A 25,783-nucleotide genomic window follows, 5' to 3' on the forward strand; every position below is an offset into this window, starting at 1 on the left:
GAGGACGCATATGGCACGTATCGCTGGCATTAACATTCCGCCGCACAAGCACGCGGAAATCGGTTTGACCGCCATTTTTGGCATTGGTCGCACCCGCGCTCGCAAGATCTGCGAAGCAACTGGTATCGCTTACTCCAAGAAGATCAAGGATCTGACGGACGGCGATCTGGAAAAAATTCGCGAGCAAATCGAGCAGTTCACCATTGAAGGTGACCTGCGCCGCGAAACCACGATGAACATCAAGCGTTTGATGGACATCGGCTGCTATCGTGGCTTCCGCCATCGCCGCGGTCTGCCAATGCGTGGTCAGCGCACCCGTACCAATGCTCGCACTCGCAAGGGTCCGCGCAAGGGTGCAGCTGCACTGAAGAAATAAAGATTGAAAGATCATCATGGCTAAGTCTCCTGCCAATAACGCAGCTCAGCGCGTTCGCAAGAAGGTCCGGAAGAATGTTTCGGACGGCATTGCACACGTGCACGCCTCGTTCAACAACACCATCATCACGATCACCGACCGTCAGGGCAACGCTCTGTCGTGGGCTTCGTCCGGTGGCCAAGGTTTCAAGGGTTCGCGCAAGTCCACCCCATTCGCAGCCCAGGTGGCTTCGGAAGTGGCCGGTCGCGCTGCCATCGATCAAGGTATCAAGAACCTTGACGTTGAAATCAAGGGCCCAGGTCCTGGTCGTGAGTCTTCGGTGCGCGCATTGGGCGCACTGGGCATCCGTATCACATCGATCTCCGATGTGACACCGGTGCCACACAACGGCTGCCGCCCTCAAAAGCGCCGTCGTATCTAATCTCTCTAAGCCCACCGCCGCCTGTGAACGCGCAAGCGCCTCAGGCGGCTCCCGCAATGGTTTGCGGTAGATGACACAAAGGAAGCTCAAGTGGCACGTTACCTCGGCCCCAAGGCCAAACTCTCCCGCCGTGAAGGCACTGACCTGTTCCTGAAGAGCGCACGCCGCTCGATCGCTGACAAGTCCAAGTTCGACTCCAAGCCTGGTCAGCACGGCCGCACCTCGGGTGCCCGCACTTCTGACTACGGTCTGCAACTGCGTGAAAAGCAGAAGGTCAAGCGCATGTACGGCGTGCTGGAAAAGCAATTCCGCCGTTACTTCGAAGCCGCCGAAGGCAAGAAGGGCAACACTGGCGCCAATCTGCTGTTCCTGTTGGAATCTCGTCTCGACAACGTCGTGTACCGCATGGGTTTCGGCTCCACTCGCGCTGAAGCGCGTCAGCTGGTGTCGCACAAGGCGATCACCGTGAACGGCAAGTCCGTGAACATTGCTTCGTACCTCGTGAAGACGGGTGACGTGGTGGCTGTGCGTGAAAAGTCCAAGAAGCAAAATCGCGTGGTGGAAGCCCTGCAACTGGCAGCTCAAGTGGGCATGCCCGCATGGGTGGAAGTGAATGCCGAGAAGGCAGAAGGCATCTTCAAGAAGGTGCCAGACCGTGATGAGTTTGGCGCCGACATCAACGAATCGCTGATCGTTGAGTTGTACTCGCGCTAATCGGTCGAGTACGTAATTCAAGAAAACCGTCCCTGAACCGCGAGGCATCGCGGTTTAGGCGCTTCACCAGCCTTACCGGTGTAACGAGCTGGGGGTATTGAGAGGAAGTCTGAATGCAAACCAATTTGCTGAAACCCAAGGCGATCAATGTCGAGCAGCTTGGCCACAACCGTGCCAAGGTCGCACTGGAGCCGTTCGAGCGTGGGTACGGCCACACGCTGGGCAACGCCATTCGGCGCGTCCTGCTCTCGTCCATGGTGGGTTACGCAGCGACGGAAGTCACCATTGCAGGCGTTCTGCACGAGTATTCGTCTATTGACGGTGTTCAAGAGGATGTGGTCAATATCCTGCTGAACCTCAAGGGTGTGGTGTTCAAGCTCCATAACCGTGATGAAGTGACGTTGAGCCTGCGCAAAGATGGCGAAGGTGTGGTCACTGCCCGTGACATACAGACCCCTCACGACGTGGAAATCGTCAACCCTGATCACGTGATCGCCAACCTGTCTGCTGGCGGGAAGCTGGACATGCAGATCAAGGTAGAGAAGGGTCGCGGCTATGTGCCCGGCAATCTGCGCCGCTATGCCGACGAATCGACCAAGTCGATTGGCCGCATCGTGCTGGACGCGTCGTTCTCCCCCGTGAAGCGTGTGAGCTACACCGTGGAAAGCGCCCGTGTGGAGCAGCGTACCGACTTGGACAAGCTGGTGGTCGAGATCGAGACCAACGGCGCGATCACTGCCGAAGATGCCGTGCGGGCATCTGCCAAGATCCTGGTGGAACAGCTGGCGGTATTCGCGCAGCTGGAAGGCGGCGAGCTGGCTGCGTTCGACGCACCCGCAGGCCCACGTGGCAATGCGACGTTCGATCCGATCCTGCTGCGGCCTGTGGACGAGCTGGAACTGACCGTGCGTTCTGCCAACTGCCTGAAGGCCGAGAACATCTATTACATCGGTGATCTGATTCAGCGCACCGAGAATGAGCTGCTCAAGACGCCTAACCTCGGCCGCAAGTCGCTGAACGAAATCAAGGAAGTGCTGGCATCGCGTGGCCTCACCTTGGGCATGAAGCTTGAGAACTGGCCGCCAGCAGGTCTGGACAAGCGTTAAGCCAAAGCTATAATCGAAGGCTGCCCAAATTTTGGGCGCCCGGTTTGATGTCCCCCGCAAGGGGGACTTTTCGTTCCCTCCGGGGAACAGTGCCTCGGACAGTACCTGATACGGCTGCCTGATTTAATTACATAGACAGTAGAAAGAAAGCACCATGCGCCACGGACACGGCCTTCGCAAACTCAACCGCACCAGCTCGCACCGCCTCGCGATGCTGCAGAACATGATGAACTCGCTCATCGAGCACGAAGTCATCAAGACCACCGTCCCCAAGGCCAAGGAACTGCGCCGCGTGATCGAGCCCATGATCACCTTGGCCAAGGAAGATTCTGTCGCCAACCGCCGCCTGGCATTCAACCGTCTGCGTGACCGTGACAGCGTGACCAAGCTGTTCAACGACCTGGGCCCGCGTTTCAAGGTGCGTCCTGGCGGTTACACCCGCATTCTGAAGATGGGCTTCCGCGTGGGCGACAATGCGCCTATGGCCCTGGTCGAATTGGTCGATCGTGCTGCAGAAACCGAAAATAATTCGGCAGCAGCTGAATAATAGGGTATAATTTATTTCTTACCGCGCGATGGAGCAGTCTGGTAGCTCGTTGGGCTCATAACCCAAAGGTCGGAGGTTCAAATCCTTCTCGCGCAACCAAAACATAGCAAGCATTGCTAAAACAAAACGCCCACTCCACAGTGGGCGTTTTTGTTTGTGCTCTCACTCGTTGCTTGTGCTCCTCCATGAGGGCGCGAGTTGGCGTGTTGATGACAACTTGTTCCTCCTGCGCAGAGCGCCATCGCGCTCCTACCGGCTCAGTGAGCGAACAGATCTGCCTTGGCGGCCTTGGTGATGGCCACCACACAGGGGTGCGTAATGCGCCTTTCAATGGAGATCGCAAAGAATTCCTCCACCAAGTCTGAGGAGCGGCCGATAACCTCCACGCCAAACTGAGCAGTGGTCTCCTCTTCCAGCACGGAGGGGGATGTGAAGATGCCTCGGCCTTCCCGCCCAAACGCATTCATCAACGCGCTGTCGTCAAACTCGCCGACGAGACGGGGTTGCAGGTGGTTCTTGTTCAGCCAGTGGTCGAGTTGCTGGCGAACGGACGACATAGGGCCTTGGATGAGCATGGGCGCGCCATGCAGGCACTGGGGGAACGGCCCCTCCAACTGCGCCCGCAGGGCGGGAGCGCACAGAAAACTCATGCTGCTGGTGCCCAGTGGGTGGTTGAAGGCTTTGACGCCGATCTTGTTGGAAACAGGCTCGTCTGCCAGCACCAGGTCCAGCCGGTGCAGGCTCAACTGCGCAATCAATTCGGGGAACTTGCCCTCATGGCAGGTCATGTGCACGCGCTGGGGCATGCCCAGTGCGGGCTCCAGCAGGTGGTAGGCCACCGACTTGGCTATCGAGTCGGCCACCCCCACGCGGAATTCCAGCGGCTTCTCTTGTCCACGCGCCAGCCGGATGGATTTTTCCAGCTCGTCGCCCAGCGCGAAGATCTGTTCGGCATACCCCAGGGCCACACGCCCCTCACTGGTCAGCTCCAGTCCCCGTCCCCTTTTCCGGAACAGGTCGTGGCCCAGCCATTCTTCCAGCTGCTTGATCTGGCCGGACAGTGTTTGCGGAGTGGTGTTGAGCTGCTCACCGGCCCGCATCACACCGCCAGCCTTGGCAACCGTCCAGAAGTAGCGCAGGTGCTTGAAGTTCATACTGCCCAAATGCTTCGCATAAATCGAAGAATAAAACTTAATAAAACGAATATACGCGAAGTATGAAATTCTCTACATTGACGTTTGGCAGCTTCCGTGGCGATCTGCGCTGCGGCCTGGAGCTGCCTGTGTTCACAAGGAGTAGCAACGATGCGTATCACGACCCGAGGACAGCTGGCGGTGTCCGCCATGACCGACCTGGCCCTGCGCCAGAAGATGCGGCCCGTGCCTTTGTCCACCATCAGCGCACGGCAGGGGATTTCTCTGTCTTACCTTGAACAGCTGTTCAGCGCACTGCGCCGCGCCGGCTTGGTAGACAGTACCCGAGGGCCCGGTGGCGGCTATACCCTGGCGCGGCAAGCGGAGCAGGTATCGGTGGCTGAAATCATCCTGGCGGTAGAAAACCTCAAGACCGACGAACTGCAGAACCTGGGGCCCAGTCAGGCCGCCCAGGTCAAATCCATGACGGGAGAACTGTGGACCAGCTTCAACTCCCGGGTGATGGAGTACCTGCAGTCGGTGACGCTTCAGGACCTCGTCACCCAGGCGCTGGAGCAGGGCACAGTCGTGGAGGAGAAGGCTCCTGCTGCGCGGGCCAAGCTGCCGCTGGCACCTAAGCCCCGCCCTTTGATGGCGCGGGTCAACGTGCCCAACTCGGTGTTTGCCCTGGGGACCATGCCGATCCTGCAGCGTCGCTGAAGCGGCCGCCATATGGCGCTGCGGGGCGCTGTGAACGGCGCCACGCACGCGAGGGCCATGGCCAGCGGCTCCTGGCGCGGGCTACAGCTGGTGCGCCAGCTGCTTGATTCCCCGGATCAGCATCTCCACCGAGATCGCGACCAGGATCAGGCCCATCAGGCGTTCAAACGCCATCACCACGCGTTCGCCCACCAGGCGCTGGATGCGTTCGGCCAGCAGCAACACCACGGCACACACGGCCATGGTGACGCACAGTGCGCCCACCCATTCCCATCGCCGCTCCGGGGCCTGGGCCACCAGCAGCATCACCGTGGCCAGCGCCGAAGGGCCTGCCAGCGCGGGGATGGCCAGCGGCACGATCAGCGGCTCGCCCGGTAGATCCGCCTGTGGTCCGTCCGCCGACGGAAAGATCATGCGCAGTGCGATCAGAAACAACACCACGGCACCGGCAATCTGCAGCGACAAGTCGCTCAAATTCATGACCCGCAGGAACTCCGCTCCGAAGAACAGGAACACCAGCAGCAGTGCAAACGCAATCAGCACCTCCCGCAGAATCACACGCGCCCGGCGCTCGGGCGCCACGCCCCGCAGGGCATTGGCAAAGATGGGGATGTTGCCCAGCGGATCGGTGATCAGCAGGAGCAGGATGGTGGCCGACGCGAAGGTGTAGCTCACGTTGCGTACACCGCGTCCAGCGAGCGAAAGCCCTTGATCTCAATCGGGTTGCCGCTGGGGTCGTGGAAGAACATCGTCCACTGCTCGCCGGGTTGGCCTTCAAAACGCACCTGCGGCTCCAGCACGAAGGCGGTGCCAGCGGCCTTCAACCGCGCGGCCAGTGCATGCCAGTCGGGCAACTCCAGGATGGCGCCGAAGTGCGGCATGGGCACCAGATGGTCTCCCACGTGCCCGGTGCGGGCGCTGGCAAACGGCGTGCCCAGATGCAACGAGATCTGGTGACCGAAGAAGTCGAAGTCCACCCAGGTGTCGGTGCTTCGACCCTCCAGGCAGCCCAGCACGCCGCCGTAAAAGCGCCGGGCGGCATCCAGGTCGGTGACGTGAAAGGCGAGGTGAAAGAGGCTGCGCATCCCGCAGAGGATAGCAGCCAGTGCCACGCCTTGGCGTGGCCTGCAGGCTGGTCAGGCGACCGACGGATCGGCGGCCATGTTGTCAAACTTCTTGAAGTACTGGCGCGCCATGGCCACCAGCTGGGCGTCTGTCGGGTGGTCTGCGGCCACCGAGTCCACCACCACGCCGGCCACGGCCGCATGGTGTTTGGCGGCCCAGTCGCGGAACTGGTTGCGCACCAGGCCCGGGCCGGCCAGCAGCACCTCGCGGGTGTGGGTCAGTGTCTGGGCGATATCGGCAAAAAACGGCGCGAGGTCGTCGGCCTTGCCCTGGTGCTTGTGGTGGCTGCGGGACTTGATGCGCTGGGCTTCCGCGTGTTCGCGATCGAACATCACCACATGGGCTTCGGATTGGTCCATCCAGACAACGGCGTGAAAAGTGCTCATGAATCGGCTTTCTTAAAGGAGTGACAAAAAACGGGAAAGAAGTAGCCTAAGTGCGTGCGTTCGCTCATGCCGCCCGCCGGTGTTGCTCGGCCTTTTCCTGGCAATGCACACAGCGTGCGGCCTCGGGCGTGGCGTGCAGGCGGGCGGCGGTGATGTGGGTGCCGCAATCCGTGCACTCGCCGTAGGTGCCGGCTTCGATGCGGGCCAGGGCGGCCTCGACAGCCGCCAGGTGTGCGGTTTCGCGTTCGTCCAGGGCAAATTCCAGCTCGCGTTCGGTGGCAACCTGGGCACGCGGGTCTTCCGGTTGTCCGAAGTGGTCGGCGGCGGCCTCGGCGCGGCCGATGACACCACCGCGCTGCGCGGCCAGCTGGGCCAGCAACTCGGATTGCTGGGCCAGTAACTGCTGGCGGAAAGGTGCGGCTTGGGTCTTGTCCATGCGGGGTCTCCTCGGGGTGATCGGATACCTGCATGGTGCGCCTGTGCGCGGCGCGCTGGGTTGACCAAGGTCAAGGGATGGCGTGCGGTGTCCCCACCCTGGTGACACCGCTGCGTGGCGGGCTCAGCGCTTGGGCGGGCGCGCCAGCATCTCGGCGGTGTTGGTCTTGCGGTCCGCGTTCACGCGCTGCACATGGGGGCGTTCGGCCATGCGGGCGAGGTAGTCGCGCACAGGCAGGTCGGCCAGGTAGTCCTTGCCGTAGATGATCTTGGTGGCGGAGCTGACCAGCGGCAGGTGAACCACGGCCGCGCAGTCGGCCATCGTGAAGGTGTCGCCGCCCACGTAGGGGCTGAACTTTGCCAACTGGCCGAAGGCGGCAATGTTCTTCTGCAGCTGTGTGCCCACCTTTTCCTTGGCGGTGTCGCTCACGGTGCCGCCAAAGAACGCCTGCGGATACAGGTTGCGTGCCACCAGCTCCAGGTGCAACTCCAGAAAGGTGATCAGCTCGCGCACCTTGGCGGCCTGGAAGGGGTCGGCCGGGATCAGCGGGTGATCGGGGTGGGCGGCTTCGATGTAGTCGGCGATCACCGCCGACTCACACAGCGCTCCCTGCGGCGTGCGCAGGTAGGGCACCTTGCCCAGCGGGCTGGCGCTGCGATCGGTCTCGCCCACCCAGGCCAGTTCTTCGGTGAACGGCAGGCCCTTTTCGAGCAGCGCAAGCTTGACCTTGTTGTAGTAGTTGCTGGCCGAAAAGCCGCAGAGTGTGAGCATGGTGTGTCTCCGATGTGTTGTAGGGGCAAACGCACATCCTAGGCCCGCACCTGGTGCGGGGCGGTCACGCAGATGACCCGTGCACTGGCTGGCGTGGACTGCGCACCTACAATGGCGCTTCCATGTCGTTGCCGTCCCTCCAAACCATCCGCAGCCTTCGCTGGCTCGCCCGCTGTGTGCTGGCGTGGTTTGTGTTGTCGATCGGCGTGGCCGTGGCGTCGCCGCTGGTGCACCCGCAGGCCATGGAGCTGATCTGCTCGGGCTCGGGCGCGATCAAGGTGCTGGTCAAGACCGACGACGGCGCCAAGGAACTGTCCAGCCACACGCTGGACTGCCCGTTGTGTGCGCACGTGGGTGCTCCACCTCCCGCGTCCCAGGCCCAGCTGCCTGTGGTTCACCCCCTGGCGCATGCCCTGCGCCCCATCCCTGCCGCGCACATTGCAGCGCGCACTGCCGCGCCGCTGCCGCCGCGCGGGCCCCCATCACTCTCCTGAAATTGCTATTGATTCGATAGCTGCTCGCGCATGATTCACATGCGCTTGCGGCCTATTTGGTTTGATTTTCAGGAGTTTCCATGCGCAAAAGCCGCATGGCGCTGGCCGTGGCCAGTGCCTTTCCCGTCGTCCTTGGCATCGCGTCCGCCGGGGCTTCATCCGCATTCGCCCAGACCGCTGACAGCACCAGCACCACCAGCCATGCCCCGGTCAAGGAACTGGGCGTGGTCACCATCACCGGCGGCCAGCCCACCTCGCTGCCCACGCAGATCCCCACCACCATCGAGGGCGTGACGCGTGAGCAGATCGAGCATGCGATCAACGCCACCGACAGCGAAGACGCCCTCAAGTACCTGCCTAGTCTGCTGGTGCGCAAGCGCTATATCGGCGACTACAACCACGCAGTGCTGTCCACCCGCGCCTCGGGCACGGGCAACCCGGCGCGGTCCATGGTGTTTGCCGATGGCATTTTGCTGAGCAACTACCTGGGCAACGGCCCCACCAACGCGCCGCGCTGGATGCTGGTCACGCCGGAAGAAATTGAGCGCGTGGACGTGCTTTACGGCCCGTTTTCGGCCGCCTACGCAGGCAACTCGGTGGGCGCGGTGGTGGACTACGTCACGCGCATGCCGACAAAGTTCGAGGCGCACGGGCAGGTCAGCTATCAGCACCAGCCCTTTGACCTGTACAGCACCAACGGCACCTATGGGGGCAAGCAGGTGAGCGCCTCGGTGGGCAACAGAAATGGCGACTGGTCGTGGTTCCTGAACTTCAACAAGACCGACAGCGAAGGCCAGCCGCTCACCTTCCCCACGCGCCTCGTGTCTGCGGGGACCGTGGGCAATGCGGGCACGCCGGTGACGGGCGCAGTGCTGGGCAACAACCGCAGCAACCAGCCCTGGTACCTGCTGGGCACGGCCACCCAGTACCACACGCAGCAAGACCACATCAAGGCCAAGATCGCCTATGACTTTTCGCCCACCGTGCGCGCCGCCTACACCTTCGGCTGGTGGCACAACGCATCCGAGGGGCGCCCCACCAGCTACCTGCGCGACGCCAACGGCAATGCGGTCTACAGCGGCACGGTCAACATCAATGGCCGCTCGTTTGCGCTCGCGCCTACGGACTTCAATGTGTCCAACGAAGACCTCACCCATTTCATGCACGGCCTGTCGGTCAAGAGCCGCACGCAGGGCGTGTTTGACTGGGAGGTGGCCGCCAGCCTCTACGACTACCAGACCGACACCCTGCGCGCGGCCACCGTGGCGCTGCCTGCCGCGCTGAACGGCGGGGCTGGGCGCATCGTCAACAGCAAGGGCACGGGCTGGAACACGCTGGCCGCCAAGGGCACCTGGCGGCCCGATGGGCTGCAGGGCACGCACATCGTGGACTTTGGCCTGCAGCGCGACAGCTACCAACTGCGCACTATCGAAAACGCTACGACGAACTGGATCAGCGGTGATGCCGGCGCCCGCAGCCAGGCCTTCAACGGCGACACGCAGCTCATTGGCCTGTGGGCGCAAGACACCTGGAAGATCGCGCCACGGTGGAAGGCCGTGCTGGGCGCCCGCGCCGAGCGCTGGAGCGCCAGCAATGGCCAGACCGGCAACGCCACCACCACGCTGAGCCACCCCGAGCGCAACGAGACCTATGTGTCGCCCAAGGCTGCCGTGGCCTGGCAGGCCAGCGACCTGTGGGTGCTCAAGGCCTCCACTGGCCGCGCCGTGCGCATGCCCACCGTGGCCGAGCTGTACCAGGGCGGCGTCAGCGGCAGTGGCACGCTCATCAACAACGACCCCCACCTGAAACCCGAGAAGAGCTGGACCACCGAGCTGACCGCCGAGCGGGACATGGGCAATGGCCTGCTGCGCCTGACAGCCTTTTTTGAGCGCACGAAGGACGCGCTGTACTCGCAAACCAATGTGCTCGTCACACCCAACGTGACCAACGTGCAGAACGTGGATGCCATCCGTACCAAGGGCATTGAGCTGTCGTACCAGGCCGCCAACGTCTTTGTGCGCGGGCTGGAGCTGGGCAGCAGCCTGACCTGGACGGATTCCAAGATCACGCGCAACGACAAGTTCCCGGCCAGCGTCGGCCAATGGCAGCCCCGCATCCCCGAGTGGCGCGCCACTGCCGTGGCCACCTACCGGCCCGATGACAAGTGGTCGTACACCCTGGGCGCGCGCTACAGCGGCAAGCAGTACAGCACGCTTGACAACAGTGACCCCAACGGCTTTGCCTACCAGGGCGCGAGCCGCTACTTCACCACCGATGTGCGCGTGCGCTACCAGATCACCAAAGCGGTCAGCGCCGCCGTGGGCATCGACAACCTCAACAACTACCAGTTCTGGAACTTCCACCCCTACCCGCAGCGCAGCTACATGGCCGAGCTGAAGGTAAGCCTCTGAAAGGACAATATCCCATGTCTCTGAATACTATGAAAAAGATAGCTGCTGCCGCATGTTTGACTAGCGCTACAGCCCTGTTTGGCACTGCATCTGCCCATGTGGTGCTCGAATACCAGGTGGCCCCGGCCGGCGCCAGCTACAAGGCCGCGTTCAAGGTCGGCCACGGCTGCGGCGCGTCGCCCACGCGGCAGGTCGTGGTGGACATCCCCGCAGGCATGCGCGGTGCACGCCCCATGCCCAAGCCGGGCTGGACGCTGGAGGTGCAGCGCGACAAGCTGGCCCAGCCCTACACCAGCCACGGCCGCAGCATCACAGAAGACGTGGTGCGCATCACCTGGACGGCCAAGACGCCGGACGACATGTTGCAGAGCGCGCACTACGACGAGTTTGTGCTGGTGGCCCAGGCGCCGGAGCAGGCGGGCACCGTGTACTGGCCGGTGCGCCAGGTCTGCACCGAGGGCCGCAACGATTGGACCGAGGTGCCCAAGGCAGGCCAGCAGCTGTCGGACCTGAAGTCCCCTGCCGCAGCGCTGGAGATTCTGCCCACCGGTGGCGCCGCTGCCCACAATCATTGACAGTCGGGCCCAGAGCCTGTTGCCGCTTCCCTTTTTCCTCTCGCAAACCGAAAGACATTCACCATGAAAAAACTGCTTCACACCGCTGCCGTCTTTGCCGCACTGCTGAGTGCCCCTGCATGGGCCCAGACCGCCGCCGTCAAGGTCGAAGGCGCCTGGGCGCGTGCCAGCGTGCAGGGCCAGAAGGCCACGGGCGCATTCATGCGCCTGACCGCCAAGGACGGTGCTCGCCTGGTACGTGCCGAGTCGCCCGCTGCCGGCCTTGCCGAGGTTCACGAGATGAAGATGGAAGGCGACATCATGAAGATGCGTGCGGTGCCTACGCTGGATCTGCCCGCAGGCAAGACGGTGGAACTCAAGCCCGGGGGCTACCACATCATGCTGCTGGACCTGAAGGCACCCCTGGCCAAGGACAGCGCGGTGCCCATCACCCTGGTGTTCCAGGACGCCAAGGGCGTGGAAAGCAAGCTCAACCTCACGCTGCCCGTGGGCACGGCTGCACCCGGTGGCGCCACGGCGGGCAGCATGATGGATGGGCATAAACACTGAGGTGAGAGCCGCCGCAGCGCCTTCGCGGGCGCAACGCATTGGAGTAAGCTGTGACTCCTCAGAACCTTCAGCAGGTTCTCACGACCCACCTCTTGCGGAGCGGCCATGAGCGACACATCCAACTTCGGTTTCGGCAAATTCGTCCCCGGTTTTGACTTTCTGCAAAGCCTTGCCAAGGGGGCGTCCAGCAGCATTCCGCAGTTGCCCAACCTCAGCAATTGGGTGGCGCCCACCATCAGCGTCGAAGAGCTGGAAAAGCGCATCGACGAGCTCAAGGCCGTGCAGTTCTGGCTGGAGCAGAACTCGCGCGCGCTGGCCGCCACCATTCAGGCGCTGGAGGTGCAGAAGATGACCCTGGCCACGCTCAAGGGCATGAACTTCAGCATGGGCGACGTGGCCAACGCCTTCAAGCTCAAGACCGCCGACACGGTGATGAGCGGCGTGCAAAAAGCCGCTGACACGGTGACCGGCGCTGCCGAGGCCGTGGCGGGAGCTGCCGCCCGCGTGACAGGTCGCGCCAGCGCTGCCGACGAGCCCGAGGAGGAGCCCGCTGACACCGAGCCCGCCCCCCAACCCGCCAAAGGCAAAGCCAAGGGCAAGACAGCGGCGGCCGCCGAGCCTGCCGTGGTGGACCCGATGCAGTGGTGGGGCGCGCTCACGAGCCAGTTCCAGCAGATTGCCACCAACGCCATGAAGGACGCGGCCAAGCAGACTGCCATCGACACCACCAAAAACATGGCCACCGGCCTGGCCAAGGAAGCCCTCAAGACGGCGACCGGCATGGCCAGCCAGTTTGCCGCCAAGGGCATGCAGACCATGCAGGGCGGCGCCAAGCGCGCCGCCGCGTCATCAGCGGGCACTGCCAAGAAGGCCGCTGCCGCCAAGAAACCCGCAGCCCGCAAAACCACCACGAAACCCGCCGCTAAAAAGGCCGGCAGCACCCGCAGCCCTGCGGCACGCAAGCGAGCGGGCTGACGCCAAAGCGGGCCGGTGTGGCAGCCCGCAGATGGCGCGGCACTGCCCCACCCCCGCCCAGGCCTGGAGACCATCACCATGAAACTCTTCCCCACCGGCCATGCCACCCACCCGCAGTGGCGCATGGCCGCTGCGCTGGTACTGGCGCAGTTGCGCGCCCAGATGGCATTGCCTGACTACGCGTCGGCGCCCACCCTGGGCCTGCTGTACATCACCGACCACTATGCCAACGAGGCCCAGGCGCTGCTCGACTACCTGAGCAGCGAACTGCCCGAGGTGACCGACTGGAGCGGTACCGTGGGCGTGGGCGTGTCGGCCAACAATGCCGAGTACTTTGACGAGCCCGCTCTGTCGGTCATGCTGCTCGATGTGCCGGCCGACCAGTACCGCGTGTTTTCTGGCGTGGCGCCGCTGCCCGCCCACGCGCCGCATGCCGGCGCAGGCTTTGTGGCCCACACAGCGCTGGTGCATGCCGACGGCCACACGCCGGAATTGGCCGAACTGCTGACCGAGATGGCCGCGCGCACTGACACCGGCTACCTGTTTGGCGGCCTCAGCGCCAGCCGCACGGCCAGCGTGCAGTTTGCCGTGGGCGGCGACGGCAACATGGCCGGGCAGGGCGGTGCCAGCGGCGTGTTTGACGGGGGCCTCTCGGGCGTGGCGTTTGGCGCGGGCGTGTCGCTGGTGTCGCGCGTCACGCAGGGCTGCCAGCCCGTGGGCGCGCTGCACACCATCACGGCCGCGCAGGAGAACGTGGTGCTTGCGCTGGATGGCGAGCCGGCGCTGGATGTGCTGCTCGATACGCTGCAGGTGTCGCTCGACGGTGGTGACCCGCAGCCTGCCCTGCGCAAGGTGCGCGCCACGCTGGCCGGACTGGTCAGTGCGGGTGAGCAGCCACAGGGCCAGCGCCGCACGGGCCACTTTGGCACCGACACGCGCGTGCGCCACATCCTGGGGTTGGACGGCTCCCGCCGGGGTGTGGCCCTGGCCGACCACGTGGAGCCCGGCATGCACCTGGCGTTCTGCCAGCGCAACGTGGCGGCCGCACGGGCGGACCTCATGCGCATCTGCGCCGAGATCCGCGAGGAACTATCGCCAGAGGAGCTGGAGCCCGCGCCCATGGTGGCGTCCGGCGCGCCAGGGGAACTGGCCGCTGCGCCGGGCGTTGACGGACATGCTGGAGCGCAACCCGAGACGGGGCGGCGCATTTGCGGCGCGATCTATGTGAGCTGCTCGGGCCGGGGCGGGCCGCATTTTGGCGGGCCCAGCGCCGAGCTGCAGATCGTGCGCCATGCGCTGGGCGATGTGCCACTGGCTGGCTTTTTTGCAGGCGGCGAGATCGCCCACCACCATCTGTACGGCTACACCGGTGTGTTGACCGTGTTTGTGGACGGCGAGCCCTTGCCGTCCTGAGGTAGACGAGGGGAGGGGGCTGGCTGGCACAGCAGCCCCCGCCATCGTCAACGCCGGTCAGCCCGCGCCGTTCTCGTCGGACTCGGCTTTTTCCTCGGGCGTCAGCCGCGTGGCCAGGATCTTGTCGATGGTCTTGCCATCCATGTCCACCACTTCCAGCTTCCAGTCCTCCCACTGCACCGTGTCGGTCACCTTGGGCAGGCGGCCGGTCAGCAGCATGATCATGCCGCTGAGTGTGTGGTAGCGGCCGCGCTCTTCCTCGGGCACGGCGTCCAGGTTCAGGCGGTCCTTCAGCTCGGGCACGGGAATGTGGCCGTCCAGCAGCCAGCTGCCGTCCTCGCGCTGCAGCGCCCATGAGGTCTCGGGGTCCCGCGGCTGGAACTCGCCGGTGATGGCCTCGATGAGGTCCTGCAGCGTCACGATGCCCTGCACCTCGCCGTATTCGTCGATGACAAAGGCCATGTGCACGTCCGACAGGCGGAAGTTGTCCAGCAGCTCCATACCCGTGATGGTTTCGGGCACATACAGCGCCGTTTGCAGCGGCTGGTCGGCCAGGCCACCACGCGCCTTGTCGCGCAGGGTGCGGGACAGCCACTGGCGCGCGTTGATCACCCCCAGGATGTTGTCCATGCCGCCGCGCACCACCGGGAAGCGCGCATGGTCGGACTCTTCAATGCACTGGAGGTTGTCTTCAAACGGCGCATCAATGTCCAGACACACCACATCCCCGCGCGGCACCATCAGCGAGCCGATCTGGCGGTCGTCCAGGCGGAACACGTTGCGCACCATGGTGTGCTCGTGCGACTCGATCACGCCGGCGGTGGTGCCTTCGACCAGCATGGCGTGGATCTCTTCTTCGGTCACCGGGCTGCCACTGGTTTCCTTCACACCCAACAGGCGCAGCAGCGTGCGTGTGGATGTGGACAGCAGCAGCACAAACGGCTTGGTGGCCAGCGCCAGAAAGTTGATGGGCCGTGCCACCAGACGGGCAAAGGTCTCGGGGTACGACTGGCCGATGCGCTTGGGCACCAGTTCGCCCACCACGATGGAGAAGTACGTGATCAGCACCACCACCAGGCCCGTGGCCGCGTAGCCGCCGTAGGGCAGTGGCACCCCCAGACGCTCCAGCCACGAGGCCAGCGGCGCGGCCAGCGCGGCTTCCCCCACGATACCGTTGAGCACGCCGATCGACGTGATGCCGATCTGGATGGTGGAGAGGAAGCGCGTGGGGTCTTCGCCCAGCTTCACGGCCGCGGCGGCACCGCTATCGCCCTCATCAATCAGCTTTTGCAACCGGACTTTGCGGGCCGTGACCAGAGCGATCTCTGACATGGCAAACAGGCCGTTGAGACAGATGAGGGCGAACAGTATTGCTATTTCCATACAAAGGGCGCCTTGCGCGCCCTTGGGAGTTGAGAAGCGACCAATTGTAAGGACAGGGGCCAGAGGCCTTGCGCAGACTCCTAGCCACCTTCGGTTGGCAGGCCGGTTTCGTCCCATTCGGGCAACCCGCCGCGCAGCCAGTACACCGACTGGAAGCCCTTGGCGGAGGCTACCTTGGCGGCCTTGTAGGACTTCCAGCATTCGGCGCCATTGCACGCAAAAATCACCGGCTTGGCTCTGTCCAGGCCCTGAAGCTTGTCCAGCGCCTGAAAGTCATCCTGCGCGGCATTGAAGGCCACGTCCTTGAGGCTCTTTTCCACATACGCTGCGAATACGGCCCCGCGGATGCGCTTGGTCTTGAATTCCTTTTCGGTGCGGGTGTCCACCAGCGTGGCGCCCTGCGCCAGCAGGGTCTGGGCCTCGCGCGCGGTGACACGGTTGACCCCAGGCAGGCTGGTGGGCGTGAACAGCCCCAGCTCGGCCACGCGACGGTATTCCACCACCTCCGGGCGCACGGAGATTGGCGGCAGGCCGCTGGCGGAGGACGACGCGTTGAACCACTGGGCCAGCTTGTTGCGCGCATCCGCCGGCAGGTCTTTTTTCACCACGATGGAGAACCCGCCCGGAACGGGCTGCGACGTGGCCAGCACCCGCGCGGTGCCGGGGTGCGCCGCAGACCATTCGGCCCAGTCGTCCTCGCGCACCACGGTGGCATCGGCCGTGCCCAGGGTCAGGGCGGTGAGGCCCGCCTGGGGAAATTTTTCGTACTGCACGGCGCGCAGGTCCTGGAACGACAGTCCTGCCTCGTTCAGCATGCCGCGCGCCATGTAGGTATAGACCGAGTCCTGCTGGGGCAGGTAGAGCCTGCGGCCCTTCATCGCAGGCACTGCCGCCAACTGCTGCAGCCCGACCAGCAGGTATCTGTCTGATTTTTGCGTTGCGCCCACCAGTTCGTAGCCGCGTTGCAACGCAGACGCCGCCACCTGGGCAGGGCCAATGAAGATGTCATAGCCCGCGCTGCGGGTGGCGCGCATCACGTCGGCCATATCGTCGCTGGTCGTCAGTGCCACCGACTGGCCCGCGGCTTTCGACAGGCCCGTTTCGGCAGCGGTGCGCAGGATGGAATGCGCCGCCTTGCGGGCGGTGGGTTCCACGGCCACGATGGCCGTCAGCTGGGCCTGGGCTGCGCTGCAACCCAGCCATAGGACAAGTAGCAGTCCCAGCGGGCCTCGGTTCGGTTTTCTGGTGGTGTTCATTGCGCTGCTCCTCTCCACAAAACAAAGCGCGAATATGCCCATGCCCCCCGCACCTGCGTACGAATGTTTCCGATCTTTTGTTCTTGTTACTTCTGCTAACGACGCCGCGCGTGCGGCAGGAGGAGCTGCCCTACAGAATGCGGGCTGACCCGATCCCCCGTCACCGCCCAATGGCGAGGGGCTACAAGGTTTTGTCCACCCCACTATTTGGAGACGTTTCCATGAAAGATTCGATGACCCTGCCGCGCCGCCACATGCTGGCTGGAAGTGCTGCCGCCCTGAGCGCGCTGGGCCTGGCCGGATGGACGGGCAGTGCGCGGGCCCAGCAGGCCGCAGCCTCTGCGGCCAAGCCGCTGCCCGCCTATGCGGGGTGGAAGTCGCCGGATGCGTTGATCGTGCACAGCAGCAGCACCCTGGAGACGCGCCGCTCCGCGTTCGGCACCAGCGTCATCACGCCGTCCAACCAGCTGTACGTGCGCAACAACCTGCCTGCGCCTGACGCGGCCATCCTGGACAACCGCGACGCGTGGACGGTGTCCGTCGAAGGGGTCAAGAGCCCGCGCAGCCTCACCTTGGCTGAGCTCAAGACGCTGGGCGTGGAAACCGTGGCCACCGTGCTGCAGTGCTCGGGCAATGGCCGGGGCTTTTTCCCCAGCAAGCCCAGCGGCACCCCCTGGTCGGTGGGCGCTGCCGGTTGTGTGGTCTGGAGCGGTGTGCCGCTGCGCAACGTGGTGGCCGCCCTGGGCGGGCTGGCCGATGGTGCCGCCTACCTGACCGGCACGGGGGGCGAGAAGCTGCCCGAAGGTGTGGACCCGCTGTCGGTACTGGTGGAGCGCTCGGTGCCCGTGAAGGCGATGGACGATGCCCTGCTGGCCTGGGAGATGAACGGCGAGCCACTGTCGCTGGCGCATGGCGGCCCGCTGCGGCTGGTGGTGCCCGGCTACCAGGGCGTGAACAACATCAAGTACGTCAAGCGCGTTGCGTTTACCAGCGCACAGTCGCAGGCGCGCATCATGTCGCACGGCTACCGCATGTCGCCGCCCGGCAGCAAGGCCAGCCCCGACCAGCCTTCGGTGTGGGAGATGGGCGTAAAGTCGTGGATCAACGGCCCCTTGCCCGACAAGGGGGCACTCAAGCCCGGACAGGTGCAGGTGCATGGCGTGGCCTTTGGCGGCACGCGCGGCATCAAGGGCGTGGAGGTGTCGGCCGATGGCGGCAAGACCTGGTTGGCGGCCAAGCTCATCGGCCCCGACCTGGGCCCCTTTGCCTGGCGGCAGTTTGCGCTGCCCGTGCGCCTGGAGGCGGGCACCCATGTGCTGGCCAGCCGCGCCACCGACACGGCAGGCAATGTGCAGGCCGAGCAGCGCGAGGAAAACCTGGGCGGCTACAACAACGCCAGCTGGCGCGACCACGCCGTCACCGTGACCGTGGCCTGACATGGGTGGATTGAACCGAGCGCGCCGCCTCGCCGTGGCTGTGTGGTCGGCTGGCGCCTGTGCGTCGGCCTGGGCCGCCGACCCTGCCGAACTGGCGCGGGGCAAGGAGCTGTTCACCAAGATCCAGCCCGCCTGCGCCGTGTGCCACACACTGCAGGCCGCCGGTGCCGAGGGCCAGGTGGGCCCGGTACTGGATGAGCTGAAACCCGACGCCGGCCGTGTACTGCGTGCGCTCAAGGCAGGCATCGGCGTGATGCCGTCCTATGCCGAGCGCATGAGCGAGAAGGACATGCTGGCCGTGGCGCAGTTTGTGGCGCACGCCACGGGCGCGGCCAAGTAGGCGCGGGCTTTCGTGGCGGTTGCAGCGCTGCCTCGCTGCAACCGCGCGCTGCTTCAGGCCGCCGTGCGCGACGGCACCAGCGCCGCTCCTCCTGCGCGCCCCTGCAACCCCTGGAACGCAAAGTCCACCTCGGGCACGCGGCCGCTCACGATGTCGGCCAACGCCTTGCCCGAGCCGCAGGCATGCGTCCAGCCCAGCGTGCCGTGGCCGGTGTTGAGGAACAGGTTGCCCACCTTCGTCTTGCCGATCAGCGGCACGTTGCTGGGCGTGGCGGGGCGCAGACCGCTCCAGAACTGGGCCTGGCTCGCGTCGCCCGCGCCAGGGAAGAGTTGCTCCACGCGCCGCACGATGGCCTCACAGCGCACCTGGTTCAGGTGGCGGTCGTAGCCGTTCAGCTCGGCCGTGCCGGCAATGCGCAGGCGGTCACCGCCGCGTTCGCTGGTGTAGCGCGAAAACACGAGCTTGAACTCGTCGTCCGTCAGGCTCACCTGGTGTGCCTTGCTGGCGTCCTTGACCGGCATGGTCACCGAGTAGCCCTTGGCCGGGTAGATGGGCAGCTGGATGCCCAGCGGCTGCGCCAGCAGCGGGCTGAACGAGCCCATGGCCAGCACAAACGCATCGCCGCGCACGCGCTCGAAGCGGCCTTCGGCATTGGTCACTTCCACATGGTCGATGCGGCCGCCTGCCTCGCGCAGCGCGGTGATGTGGTGGCCCATGCGGAACTGCACGCCCGCCGCTTCACACAGCTTGGCCAGTTCGCGTGTGAACTGGTTGGCGTCGCCGGATTCGTCCTCGGCCGTGTAGGTGGCGCCCGCCAGCTGTGGGCGGATGTGGGCCAGGGCGGGCTCGATGCGCACGGCTTCGTCGGCGCTGATGACCTGCCGCTGGCAGCCCAGCGCGCGCATTTGCTCGGCAGGGGCCAGGGCGCCGTCGAATTCTTTTTGGTTGGTATAGAAGTGCAGGATGCCCTGCGTGCGCTGGTCGTACTGGAGGCCGGTGGCCGCGCGCAGCTGCTGCAGCGTGTCGCGGCTGTAGGTGCCCAGGCGCACGATCTGCTCGATGTTGTGGCGCGTGCGCGCGGGCGTGCAGTTGCGCAGGAAGGACAGGCCCCACAGCCACTGCCGCATGTCGGCGCGCAGGCGGAACAGCAGGGGTGCATCCTCTTTGCCCAGCCACTGCAGCACCTTGAGCGGCGCGCTGGGGTTGGCCCAGGGCTCGGCATGGCTCACCGAGATCTGGCCGCCGTTGGCAAAGCTGGTCTCGGCACCGGGCGCACCCTGGCGGTCGATGACGGTCACCTCGTGGCCGAGTTGCGAAAGGAAATAAGCCGAAGTCACGCCGAGTAAGCCGGCGCCCAAAACGATCACGCGCATGATTTTCAAAGCCTTTCTGGGCTCTGGCGCTAGAACAACATGCGCTGGCAGCTATGAATTCAATAGCGAACAGCTGGCGCACGAATGCCCTAGCTGCCGCTCCCCCTGTCCTTGGTACCTGAGAGATTCACCGCCACCCACCCGGGCTGCGGCTTGCTCCTTCGGTGCGCTTCGCGTTGCGCGAAGCGGCTCTCCAGACGGCTTTGATGAATGGTGCAGTACGGGACCTGAGCGTGTATGGGAGTTTGCGCCTTCGGTGCAGCGGCGGCCTGTGGCTGCCGTGCTCTCCTGCGAGACCGATTCTAGGGGCCAAGCCTGCGCGCAAGATCAACTCCGGCTGCTAATGGGGCGCAATTGTTGCTGATGCAGCGGCGCGGGGCCGCTGGTGAAGGTGCCGATAATCCGCCGACCCCTTGTCCCACAGAGAGTTTTGCCATGCACCCCACCGCTTTGGACCCTGTCGCAAGCGCCGCCGTCATCACCCAGGCCCGGGAGGGGCGCACCCCCCGCCCGCTGGACTTTCCCGCAGGGCTTCGCCCACGCGATGCCGCCGAGGCCTACGCGGTGCAGGACGCCGTGGTGCGTGCGCGCGGTGACATCGCAGGCTGGAAGGTCGGCGCCGCGTCGCCCCAGGCGCAACCCGCGCGGGCCGCTCTCACGCGCGATTCGGTGTGGGCGGCCGCAGCGGGTGAGGCGGTTGCTCTGTCCGCAACGGGTTTTGCCGTGATGGGCGTGGAGGCGGAGCTGGTGTACGAACTGGGGGCAGACCTGCCCGCCCGCGCCACCCCCTACAGCGCCGCCGAGGTGCTGGCGGCGGTGGTGTCGGTGCGCGCCGCCATTGAGGTGTGCGACACGCGCTTTGCTGCCTGGGCGCAACAGGGCGAGTGGAGCCGCCTGGCCGACCAGGCCTGCCACGGGGCGCTGATTGTGGGGACTGGCACCAACGATGTGGCCGCCGTGCAGCCCTTGGCGCAAGCGGTGACCTTGTCGGTGAACGGGGCCGTGGCCGTGCAGCATGCCACCTGGGGCAATCCGGCGGGCGACCCGCTGCGGCTGCTGGTGTGGCTGGCCAACGAAGGCGCGCGCAGCCTGGGNCGCGGGGCAGTGGGTCACCACGGGGTCGTGCACTGGCACCGTTCTGGTGGCGCCAGGTACCGAAGTGGTGGCGGACTTTCCGGGGCTCGGTCAGGCTGTGTTGTTGCTGCGGTAGCAGTGTCTGCCGCTACCGCGGGGACGGAGCCTGCTCAGCGCCCTGGTCGCGGCGGGAGTTGCTCCCTCAATTGCGGCGCGGATTGTCCGGCTGGCTGTCGCGGCGGTTGGGCACACCGTCGCCATCGCGGTCCCGGTCGTTGCGGTTGGAGATGCCGTCACCGTCGCGGTCCCAGCCACCGCGTTGCATCTCCCACCGGCCTTCGCGTTCGATCCACTGGGGCTGGCGATATTGGTAGCCGTTGCGCGCCTGCACCCAGTGGCCGCGCACCCAGTGGTGGCGGTTGCCGCGCCATTCCCAGTGGCCTTCTTCCCATACCTGGCCTCGGCGAGGGCGGGGCATCGCTTCATTGCGCGGAGGTGGCGGCGCAGGAATCACCTGGTAGGTGGGCGCAGTCTGGTAGCCGCGCTCGGGTTGGCCGGACTGAATGATGACGGTGCCCTGGGTGGCGGCCTGCGCAGGAGCGAAGGCCAAAAACGCCATAAGCGCGAGGGATGCTGCGGTGAGCGGGTGGCGGGCCATGAGTGTCTCCTGTGGTTGGTTCGATGCGGAACCGGGTGTGTCGATGGTGCACGGGTACCCGGCGCCGCGCTGTAGGCGCGATGCCGCCCCTGGCGTAGGCGCAGGGGGGCGCTCTGGGGCTGGCCTGCGCGCTACCGCAGGCGGCTGCCCCTCGGCTTAACGGCGGTATGGGTTGTCCGGGCGATGGTCGTAGCGGTTGGGCACGCCATCACCATCACGGTCCCGGTCATGGCGGTTGGGCACACCATCGCCATCACGGTCCCAGCCCCCGGGCTGCATGTTCCACCGGCCGCCGTGTTCGACCCAGCGGGGCTCGCGGTAGTGGTAGCCGGGGCGGGCCTTCACCCAGTAGCCCTGCATCCACACATGGCGGTGGCCGCGCCACTCCCAGTGGCCGGGCACCCACACCATGCCGCGGCGCGGGTGGGGTGCCACCTCGTAGCGGGGTGGGGGAGGTGCCTGGTACTGCACAAGTACCGGGGCGGGTTGCCGGTAGACGGGTGTACCAGCCTGGATGACAACGGTGGCGCTGGTCTGCGCCTGCGCCGCGCTCGCGGCGCCCAGCGACAGCAGGGCGATGGACACAGCGGCAAGTGCTTTGCGGGCCATAAGGTTCTCCTCAGATGTGATTCCTTGCGGAACCGGAGACTTCATGGTGCGCACACTGCGTCAAGCCGGTGTAGTCCCATTGCGAAGCTTTGTGAAGTTGTGTTGCCGACTTCGGAGGCAAACGGTTGCAGCGTGATGTTTGTCACGACTGTCCAGGCATCCGGCGTCGGCCTCCTCCATTCACCCGCCCGCGATGGCTTGCTTCAGCGCCACCACACCAGAGCCGCAATCACCAGCAACGCACACCATGCCGGGTGTCTGCCATGCGTGGCAAAGAACACCAGCACGCCACTGGCCAGGGTGGCAAGGCCCACCACATCGGCGGCCCAGGCGCCCAGGGCAGCGTCCCAAGGCGCTGTGCCCAGGCGCCAGAGCAGGACGCTCAACGCCCAGCACAGCACCGAGGCCACATGCCAGGTGCCCCACAGGATGCGCAGGTGCGGGGTGTGCAGCACCTGCCGCGCAGTGCCGGGCTCCACGCGCCCCGCCGTTGGGTGCCCCTGCGTGCGCAGGCTGCGAAACAGCAGAAGCTCCCCCAGCACCGAATGGGCCACACCCACCAGGGCCAGCCCGGCTGCCGCCAGGGTCAGCGCCGTGTTGGTCATGGGTGAATGGCCAGCGCCTCGTGGGCCTGGGTGTGCACGCGGGCACCCAGCTGCGTCAGCAGGTGCATCAGCCCCATCCACATGCGCTCGAATGCGGGCATCTCGCCAGGGACCTGGGCCAGGTGCTGGCCCAGCACGCGCTGGTGCTGGCCGGGGGTGATGGGCGGCGGTGTCTTGGTGCCAAAGTCAAACACCGGCTGGGTAAAGGGCTCCATCTGCCAGGCCTGCATCTCGGCCAGTGCGGGGGCGAGTTCGCTGGTGTAGGCCTGCACGGTCAGGTCCTTGCGCAAGAGCCCCAGCGCCTGGTAGGCCTGCAGCACCTGCGCGGTGCGCGCGGGGTCGGCGGGAGCGCGCAGCAGGGCTGACCACGCCTGCACCACCTGCGCTCGGAATGCGCTGGGCAGGGCACGCGTGCAGCCAAAGTCGAGCACGCCCACCGTGCCATCGGGCGCGAACAGAAAGTTGCCCGGATGCGGGTCGGCATGCACCCGCCCCAGCACAAAAATGCAGTGCATGAACCACTCCCACAGGTGCTGTCCAGCCTGGTCACGCAGCGCCTGCGATGGCTGTGTGGCCAGCCAGGCCTGCAGCGGCTGGCCGGGCAGAAATTGCTGCGTGAGCACCTGGGCCCGCGTGTGCGAGAGCAGGGGCTGCGCCATCACCACTCCCGGCCGGGCCGCATGCTGGGCGAACCACTGCATTTGTTCGGCCTCCTGCAGGTAGTCCACCTCGCGCAGCAGCGTGGCCTCGATCTCGGTCATCACGCTGTCCAGTACGGCATCCGCAGGCAAAGGCATGTCGGTGTGGGCCAGCGCGCGCAGCGCGGCGCGCATCAGTTGCATGTCGCTCGCAATGGTCGCGGCAATACCGGGGTACTGCACCTTGACAGCCACCGTGCCGTGGCCTGCCAGCTGTGCGCGGTGCACCTGGCCCAGGCTGGCGGCGGCAAACGCAGTGGGTTCAAAGTGGTCGAACAGCGCCTCTGGCTCCTGCCCGAAGGCCTGGCGGAACACGCGGCCCACCAGGGCTCGGTTGAGCGGCAGGGCCTGGTGGTGGGCGCGAGCCAGTTCGCTGCGCACGCCGTCGGGCAGCAGGCCCGGGTGCATGCTGAGCAGCTGTGACACCTTGAGCGCCGAGCCGCGCAGCTGCCCCAGCGCGCCAAACAGGATGCGGCCCAGTGCTGCCTCGTGCTCGGTCTGCGCCTGGGCCGAGCGCTTGCGCGTGCGGTGCGAGAGCTCGGCCATGCCGATGCGCGCTGCCGCGAGCCCCGTGATGGCACTGCGGGCCAGCTTGCCGGTGCGGGGTGCTTCCGCCTCAGTTTTGGCCATGGTCTGCCAGGCGCTGCGCCGTGCCGCGCGCTATGACACGGTGGATGGGCGTGATCACCGCCATGTAGGCATGGCCGAGTGTGTTGTGGATGTGCACCACCGTGCTCAGCACCACGCGGGGCGTGGCGCCAGGGGCGGCGGGCTGTTTGCAGATGGACACCTGCACGTCCAGGTGTTTGTCGTCCTGGCCCATCACCACCTCGGTGTCGCTCAGATGCCGGATGCGGAAGATGCCGACGCGGTCGCCCACGCGGTAACTGCGCGCGTCGCGCAGAGGCCGGCCACTGGCGGGTGGATGGTCATCGTGCAGCTGGCCCAGGTCCTTCAGGCCCACCAGGCGCACGGCCTTGTTGCGCACGAACATGAGGGCGCGGGTCCATGCCGGGGTGCGGGCCGCCACGTCCAGCCACGACTGCAGGGCGGAGCGTGTGGGGTGCCGGTCGGCCACCTCGTAGGCGTCAAAAAAATCTGCCCCCGGCAGTGTGGCGTGGATGGCGGTGCCGGGCGGCACTTGTGTGGCGCGCGCGGTGATGGGCGCGGCGAGGGCAGGGGTCGCATTCATGGAGCGCTCTTTTTCTTGCGGGGCGTGGCTTTGGGCTGGGCGGCCGGTGCCTCGGTGGGGGGCGTAGCAGCGCGGGGCTTGCGCTGCGTGCGAGGGGGCTGCGAAGGCGTGGTGGCCGGGCTTGTGGCGGCGGCTGCCATGGGAGCGGGTGCCCGGGCTGTGGGGGCGCTGGCCATGGCCTGTTGGGCCATGTGCAGCATGCCCATCAGGCCGCTGCCGTGTTGCACCATGCGGGCCATCTGGCTGCGCAGCACAAAGCCGCCCAGTTGCAGCACGCGGTTGACCAGCCCGCCGCGCAGCGCCTGCACCAGCACGCCCAGCGATAGGTCCACCAGCTGCGTGGTGTCGGCAAATTCGTCGGAGGTGTCCGCCAGCCAGTAGCTCACCACACCCGCCAGGTAGTCGGTGTAGAGGCTGCCCGCCAGGCCCTTGAAGTCGCAGGGCTCGATCTCGCCGCTGGCCTCGGCGGCTTCCAGAAAGCCCGCCACCGCATCGCGCAGGCTTTGGCGCGCTGCCAGCGGCTCGGCCAGCATCGACAGCGGCGAGCGCCGCGCCAGGCCGCGCACCTGGGCCACGAACTCGCGGTCGGCCAGCAGGCGCTCCAGCACGGCATCGGTCAGGCGCTGCAGCTTTTCTTGCAGGCCGTAGCCCGCAAAGCCCGGCGTCTGCAGCGTGTCGGCCAGCGCCTGGTGGGCCACGTCGTCCAGGTAACCGAGCACGATGCGGTCCTTGGTCGGAAAGTACTTGTAGATCGTGGCGTCGCCGATACCGGCGGCCCGCGCGATGTCTTTCATCGTCGTGCCGTCAAAGCCCTGGCGGGTCATGAGGTCCACCGCGCTGGCTACGATCTGGCGGCGCGTGGCGTCTTGCTGCTGGCGGGTGGTTTTCATTCGACTATTCTTAAATTGATTGAATTTTCAATTTAAAGAATAGTTATTTCTGTTTGTGGCGTCAAGCCACCTCTTGCCGGGCGCAAGGAGGTTTTTTGAGCATTTTTAGCCCCAAGC

Annotated in this window: 29 protein-coding genes, 1 tRNA gene and 1 riboswitch; of the genes, 15 read left to right on the forward strand and 15 right to left on the reverse strand. The window is 65.6% G+C overall.

Annotated elements, in window-relative coordinates; genetic code table 11:
* Positions 1-10 precede the first annotated feature (10 nt).
* The 6 genes from rpsM to ACTJKQ_RS08515 all read left to right on the forward strand — a co-directional run bounded on the left by rpsM (position 11) and on the right by ACTJKQ_RS08515 (position 3,263).
* Entirely contained in the window at positions 11-376 is a 366-nt protein-coding gene (gene rpsM / locus ACTJKQ_RS08490) for a 30S ribosomal protein S13 (protein WP_008906516.1), read from the forward strand.
* A 16-nt stretch (positions 377-392) separates the two neighbouring features.
* Positions 393-797 (forward strand): 30S ribosomal protein S11, encoded by a 405-nt coding sequence (gene rpsK, locus ACTJKQ_RS08495; RefSeq protein WP_005793662.1) that lies wholly within the window; start codon positions 393-395, stop codon positions 795-797.
* A gap of 90 nt (positions 798-887) precedes the next feature.
* A complete protein-coding gene (gene rpsD, locus ACTJKQ_RS08500) occupies positions 888-1,511 on the forward strand; it encodes a 30S ribosomal protein S4 (protein ID WP_008906515.1) in 624 nt (207 codons plus the stop codon).
* Between the two features lie 113 nt (positions 1,512-1,624).
* Positions 1,625-2,617 (forward strand): DNA-directed RNA polymerase subunit alpha, encoded by a 993-nt coding sequence (locus ACTJKQ_RS08505; RefSeq protein WP_005793666.1) that lies wholly within the window; start codon positions 1,625-1,627, stop codon positions 2,615-2,617.
* Positions 2,618-2,771: 154 nt separating this feature from the next.
* Positions 2,772-3,164 carry a 50S ribosomal protein L17 gene (rplQ, locus tag ACTJKQ_RS08510; protein WP_008906513.1) on the forward strand — a complete coding sequence of 131 codons (393 nt, stop codon included), beginning with the start codon at positions 2,772-2,774 and terminating at the stop codon, positions 3,162-3,164.
* A gap of 22 nt (positions 3,165-3,186) precedes the next feature.
* Positions 3,187-3,263 (forward strand) — tRNA-Met (locus ACTJKQ_RS08515).
* 158 nt (positions 3,264-3,421) lie between these two features.
* Here the strand turns inward: ACTJKQ_RS08515 and nhaR are convergent.
* Positions 3,422-4,318, reverse strand: coding sequence for a transcriptional activator NhaR (gene nhaR, locus ACTJKQ_RS08520; protein ID WP_440596579.1), 897 nt, complete (start codon positions 4,316-4,318; stop codon positions 3,422-3,424).
* Between the two features lie 150 nt (positions 4,319-4,468).
* Between nhaR and ACTJKQ_RS08525 the strand changes: the two genes are divergently transcribed.
* The gene (locus ACTJKQ_RS08525; RefSeq protein WP_056065396.1) at positions 4,469-5,017 is read left to right on the forward strand and encodes an Rrf2 family transcriptional regulator; all 549 of its coding nucleotides are present in this window, start codon (positions 4,469-4,471) and stop codon (positions 5,015-5,017) included.
* A gap of 81 nt (positions 5,018-5,098) precedes the next feature.
* Here the strand turns inward: ACTJKQ_RS08525 and ACTJKQ_RS08530 are convergent, their stop codons facing one another.
* The 5 genes from ACTJKQ_RS08530 to ACTJKQ_RS08550 form a co-directional block, all read right to left on the reverse strand.
* Entirely contained in the window at positions 5,099-5,692 is a 594-nt protein-coding gene (locus ACTJKQ_RS08530) for a MarC family protein (protein ID WP_440596580.1), read from the reverse strand.
* Positions 5,689-6,102 carry a VOC family protein gene (locus ACTJKQ_RS08535; RefSeq protein WP_288853436.1) on the reverse strand — a complete coding sequence of 138 codons (414 nt, stop codon included), beginning with the start codon at positions 6,100-6,102 and terminating at the stop codon, positions 5,689-5,691. Before ACTJKQ_RS08535 ends, ACTJKQ_RS08530 begins: the two co-directional genes overlap by 4 nt.
* Positions 6,103-6,153: 51 nt before the next feature.
* On the reverse strand, positions 6,154-6,528 hold the full coding sequence (locus tag ACTJKQ_RS08540) for a hypothetical protein (RefSeq protein ID WP_099729098.1): 375 nt from the start codon (positions 6,526-6,528) through the stop codon (positions 6,154-6,156).
* Between the two features lie 64 nt (positions 6,529-6,592).
* Positions 6,593-6,964, reverse strand: coding sequence for a TraR/DksA family transcriptional regulator (locus ACTJKQ_RS08545; RefSeq protein WP_056747886.1), 372 nt, complete (start codon positions 6,962-6,964; stop codon positions 6,593-6,595).
* 123 nt (positions 6,965-7,087) lie between these two features.
* Positions 7,088-7,735 (reverse strand): glutathione S-transferase, encoded by a 648-nt coding sequence (locus ACTJKQ_RS08550; protein ID WP_260668736.1) that lies wholly within the window; start codon positions 7,733-7,735, stop codon positions 7,088-7,090.
* Between the two features lie 122 nt (positions 7,736-7,857).
* On the opposite strand from ACTJKQ_RS08550, the gene ACTJKQ_RS08555 reads away from it, so the two are divergent.
* The 6 genes from ACTJKQ_RS08555 to ACTJKQ_RS08580 all read left to right on the forward strand — a co-directional run bounded on the left by ACTJKQ_RS08555 (position 7,858) and on the right by ACTJKQ_RS08580 (position 14,152).
* Positions 7,858-8,229, forward strand: coding sequence for a DUF2946 family protein (locus ACTJKQ_RS08555; RefSeq protein ID WP_199170767.1), 372 nt, complete (start codon positions 7,858-7,860; stop codon positions 8,227-8,229).
* Between the two features lie 80 nt (positions 8,230-8,309).
* Positions 8,310-10,640, forward strand: a complete 2,331-nt coding sequence (locus ACTJKQ_RS08560; protein WP_440596581.1) for a TonB-dependent receptor — start codon at positions 8,310-8,312, stop codon at positions 10,638-10,640.
* A 14-nt stretch (positions 10,641-10,654) separates the two neighbouring features.
* Entirely contained in the window at positions 10,655-11,215 is a 561-nt protein-coding gene (locus tag ACTJKQ_RS08565) for a YcnI family copper-binding membrane protein (protein ID WP_056065414.1), read from the forward strand.
* A 63-nt stretch (positions 11,216-11,278) separates the two neighbouring features.
* Positions 11,279-11,764, forward strand: a complete 486-nt coding sequence (locus ACTJKQ_RS08570; RefSeq protein WP_056065416.1) for a copper chaperone PCu(A)C — start codon at positions 11,279-11,281, stop codon at positions 11,762-11,764.
* Positions 11,765-11,869: 105 nt separating this feature from the next.
* Positions 11,870-12,739 carry a PhaM family polyhydroxyalkanoate granule multifunctional regulatory protein gene (locus tag ACTJKQ_RS08575; RefSeq protein WP_440596582.1) on the forward strand — a complete coding sequence of 290 codons (870 nt, stop codon included), beginning with the start codon at positions 11,870-11,872 and terminating at the stop codon, positions 12,737-12,739.
* Positions 12,740-12,817: 78 nt separating this feature from the next.
* Positions 12,818-14,152 carry an FIST signal transduction protein gene (locus tag ACTJKQ_RS08580; RefSeq protein WP_440596583.1) on the forward strand — a complete coding sequence of 445 codons (1,335 nt, stop codon included), beginning with the start codon at positions 12,818-12,820 and terminating at the stop codon, positions 14,150-14,152.
* 57 nt (positions 14,153-14,209) lie between these two features.
* Here the strand turns inward: ACTJKQ_RS08580 and ACTJKQ_RS08585 are convergent, their stop codons facing one another.
* Together ACTJKQ_RS08585 and ACTJKQ_RS08590 are read right to left on the reverse strand one after the other, a co-directional pair.
* Positions 14,210-15,535 carry a hemolysin family protein gene (locus ACTJKQ_RS08585; protein WP_056065422.1) on the reverse strand — a complete coding sequence of 442 codons (1,326 nt, stop codon included), beginning with the start codon at positions 15,533-15,535 and terminating at the stop codon, positions 14,210-14,212.
* A gap of 80 nt (positions 15,536-15,615) precedes the next feature.
* On the reverse strand, positions 15,616-16,791 hold the full coding sequence (locus ACTJKQ_RS08590; protein ID WP_440596584.1) for a rhodanese-like domain-containing protein: 1,176 nt from the start codon (positions 16,789-16,791) through the stop codon (positions 15,616-15,618).
* A gap of 221 nt (positions 16,792-17,012) precedes the next feature.
* Between ACTJKQ_RS08590 and sorT the strand changes: the two genes are divergently transcribed.
* Positions 17,013-18,227, forward strand: coding sequence for a SorT family sulfite dehydrogenase catalytic subunit (sorT, locus tag ACTJKQ_RS08595; protein ID WP_056747901.1), 1,215 nt, complete (start codon positions 17,013-17,015; stop codon positions 18,225-18,227).
* A gap of 1 nt (position 18,228) precedes the next feature.
* A complete protein-coding gene (gene sorU / locus ACTJKQ_RS08600; RefSeq protein WP_056065430.1) occupies positions 18,229-18,567 on the forward strand; it encodes a SorU family sulfite dehydrogenase c-type cytochrome subunit in 339 nt (112 codons plus the stop codon).
* Positions 18,568-18,620: 53 nt separating this feature from the next.
* Here the strand turns inward: sorU and ACTJKQ_RS08605 are convergent, their stop codons facing one another.
* The 7 genes from ACTJKQ_RS08605 to ACTJKQ_RS08635 all read right to left on the reverse strand — a co-directional run bounded on the left by ACTJKQ_RS08605 (position 18,621) and on the right by ACTJKQ_RS08635 (position 25,666).
* Positions 18,621-19,940 carry a D-amino acid dehydrogenase gene (locus ACTJKQ_RS08605; protein WP_440596585.1) on the reverse strand — a complete coding sequence of 440 codons (1,320 nt, stop codon included), beginning with the start codon at positions 19,938-19,940 and terminating at the stop codon, positions 18,621-18,623.
* Between the two features lie 95 nt (positions 19,941-20,035).
* Positions 20,036-20,147, reverse strand: a riboswitch (glycine riboswitch).
* 1,069 nt (positions 20,148-21,216) lie between these two features.
* Positions 21,217-21,672: a YXWGXW repeat-containing protein gene (locus ACTJKQ_RS08610; RefSeq protein WP_056065438.1), complete on the reverse strand. Its 456-nt coding sequence runs from the start codon at positions 21,670-21,672 to the stop codon at positions 21,217-21,219.
* Positions 21,673-21,828: 156 nt separating this feature from the next.
* Positions 21,829-22,281 carry a YXWGXW repeat-containing protein gene (locus tag ACTJKQ_RS08615; RefSeq protein ID WP_056065441.1) on the reverse strand — a complete coding sequence of 151 codons (453 nt, stop codon included), beginning with the start codon at positions 22,279-22,281 and terminating at the stop codon, positions 21,829-21,831.
* A gap of 203 nt (positions 22,282-22,484) precedes the next feature.
* Positions 22,485-22,886, reverse strand: coding sequence for a hypothetical protein (locus ACTJKQ_RS08620; RefSeq protein WP_440596586.1), 402 nt, complete (start codon positions 22,884-22,886; stop codon positions 22,485-22,487).
* Entirely contained in the window at positions 22,883-24,214 is a 1,332-nt protein-coding gene (locus ACTJKQ_RS08625) for an ABC1 kinase family protein (RefSeq protein WP_440596587.1), read from the reverse strand. The genes ACTJKQ_RS08620 and ACTJKQ_RS08625 overlap by 4 nt, the downstream gene beginning before the upstream one ends.
* Complete coding sequence (locus tag ACTJKQ_RS08630; protein ID WP_440596588.1) at positions 24,201-24,776, reverse strand: DUF2867 domain-containing protein; 576 nt, start codon at positions 24,774-24,776, stop codon at positions 24,201-24,203. The genes ACTJKQ_RS08625 and ACTJKQ_RS08630 overlap by 14 nt, the downstream gene beginning before the upstream one ends.
* Complete coding sequence (locus ACTJKQ_RS08635) at positions 24,773-25,666, reverse strand: TetR/AcrR family transcriptional regulator (protein WP_440596589.1); 894 nt, start codon at positions 25,664-25,666, stop codon at positions 24,773-24,775. The genes ACTJKQ_RS08630 and ACTJKQ_RS08635 overlap by 4 nt, the downstream gene beginning before the upstream one ends.
* Between the last annotated feature and the right edge of the window lie 117 nt (positions 25,667-25,783).

This window comes from Acidovorax sp. 22279, from assembly GCF_052045435.1.
Lineage (GTDB): Bacteria > Pseudomonadota > Gammaproteobacteria > Burkholderiales > Burkholderiaceae_C > Acidovorax > Acidovorax delafieldii.

Coding starts and splice junctions, on each gene's coding strand:
- rpsM (WP_008906516.1), top strand. CDS start 11: ATGGCACGTATCGCTGGCATTAACATTCCGCCGCACAAGCACGCGGAA.
- rpsK (WP_005793662.1), top strand. CDS start 393: ATGGCTAAGTCTCCTGCCAATAACGCAGCTCAGCGCGTTCGCAAGAAG.
- ACTJKQ_RS08505 (WP_005793666.1), top strand. CDS start 1,625: ATGCAAACCAATTTGCTGAAACCCAAGGCGATCAATGTCGAGCAGCTT.
- rplQ (WP_008906513.1), top strand. CDS start 2,772: ATGCGCCACGGACACGGCCTTCGCAAACTCAACCGCACCAGCTCGCAC.
- nhaR (WP_440596579.1), bottom strand. CDS start 4,318: ATGAACTTCAAGCACCTGCGCTACTTCTGGACGGTTGCCAAGGCTGGC.
- ACTJKQ_RS08525 (WP_056065396.1), top strand. CDS start 4,469: ATGCGTATCACGACCCGAGGACAGCTGGCGGTGTCCGCCATGACCGAC.
- ACTJKQ_RS08535 (WP_288853436.1), bottom strand. CDS start 6,102: ATGCGCAGCCTCTTTCACCTCGCCTTTCACGTCACCGACCTGGATGCC.
- ACTJKQ_RS08540 (WP_099729098.1), bottom strand. CDS start 6,528: ATGAGCACTTTTCACGCCGTTGTCTGGATGGACCAATCCGAAGCCCAT.
- ACTJKQ_RS08545 (WP_056747886.1), bottom strand. CDS start 6,964: ATGGACAAGACCCAAGCCGCACCTTTCCGCCAGCAGTTACTGGCCCAG.
- ACTJKQ_RS08550 (WP_260668736.1), bottom strand. CDS start 7,735: ATGCTCACACTCTGCGGCTTTTCGGCCAGCAACTACTACAACAAGGTC.
- ACTJKQ_RS08555 (WP_199170767.1), top strand. CDS start 7,858: ATGTCGTTGCCGTCCCTCCAAACCATCCGCAGCCTTCGCTGGCTCGCC.
- ACTJKQ_RS08560 (WP_440596581.1), top strand. CDS start 8,310: ATGCGCAAAAGCCGCATGGCGCTGGCCGTGGCCAGTGCCTTTCCCGTC.
- ACTJKQ_RS08565 (WP_056065414.1), top strand. CDS start 10,655: ATGTCTCTGAATACTATGAAAAAGATAGCTGCTGCCGCATGTTTGACT.
- ACTJKQ_RS08570 (WP_056065416.1), top strand. CDS start 11,279: ATGAAAAAACTGCTTCACACCGCTGCCGTCTTTGCCGCACTGCTGAGT.
- ACTJKQ_RS08575 (WP_440596582.1), top strand. CDS start 11,870: ATGAGCGACACATCCAACTTCGGTTTCGGCAAATTCGTCCCCGGTTTT.
- ACTJKQ_RS08580 (WP_440596583.1), top strand. CDS start 12,818: ATGAAACTCTTCCCCACCGGCCATGCCACCCACCCGCAGTGGCGCATG.
- ACTJKQ_RS08585 (WP_056065422.1), bottom strand. CDS start 15,535: ATGGAAATAGCAATACTGTTCGCCCTCATCTGTCTCAACGGCCTGTTT.
- ACTJKQ_RS08590 (WP_440596584.1), bottom strand. CDS start 16,791: ATGAACACCACCAGAAAACCGAACCGAGGCCCGCTGGGACTGCTACTT.
- sorT (WP_056747901.1), top strand. CDS start 17,013: ATGAAAGATTCGATGACCCTGCCGCGCCGCCACATGCTGGCTGGAAGT.
- sorU (WP_056065430.1), top strand. CDS start 18,229: ATGGGTGGATTGAACCGAGCGCGCCGCCTCGCCGTGGCTGTGTGGTCG.
- ACTJKQ_RS08605 (WP_440596585.1), bottom strand. CDS start 19,940: ATGCGCGTGATCGTTTTGGGCGCCGGCTTACTCGGCGTGACTTCGGCT.
- ACTJKQ_RS08610 (WP_056065438.1), bottom strand. CDS start 21,672: ATGGCCCGCCACCCGCTCACCGCAGCATCCCTCGCGCTTATGGCGTTT.
- ACTJKQ_RS08615 (WP_056065441.1), bottom strand. CDS start 22,281: ATGGCCCGCAAAGCACTTGCCGCTGTGTCCATCGCCCTGCTGTCGCTG.
- ACTJKQ_RS08620 (WP_440596586.1), bottom strand. CDS start 22,886: ATGACCAACACGGCGCTGACCCTGGCGGCAGCCGGGCTGGCCCTGGTG.
- ACTJKQ_RS08625 (WP_440596587.1), bottom strand. CDS start 24,214: ATGGCCAAAACTGAGGCGGAAGCACCCCGCACCGGCAAGCTGGCCCGC.
- ACTJKQ_RS08630 (WP_440596588.1), bottom strand. CDS start 24,776: ATGAATGCGACCCCTGCCCTCGCCGCGCCCATCACCGCGCGCGCCACA.
- ACTJKQ_RS08635 (WP_440596589.1), bottom strand. CDS start 25,666: ATGAAAACCACCCGCCAGCAGCAAGACGCCACGCGCCGCCAGATCGTA.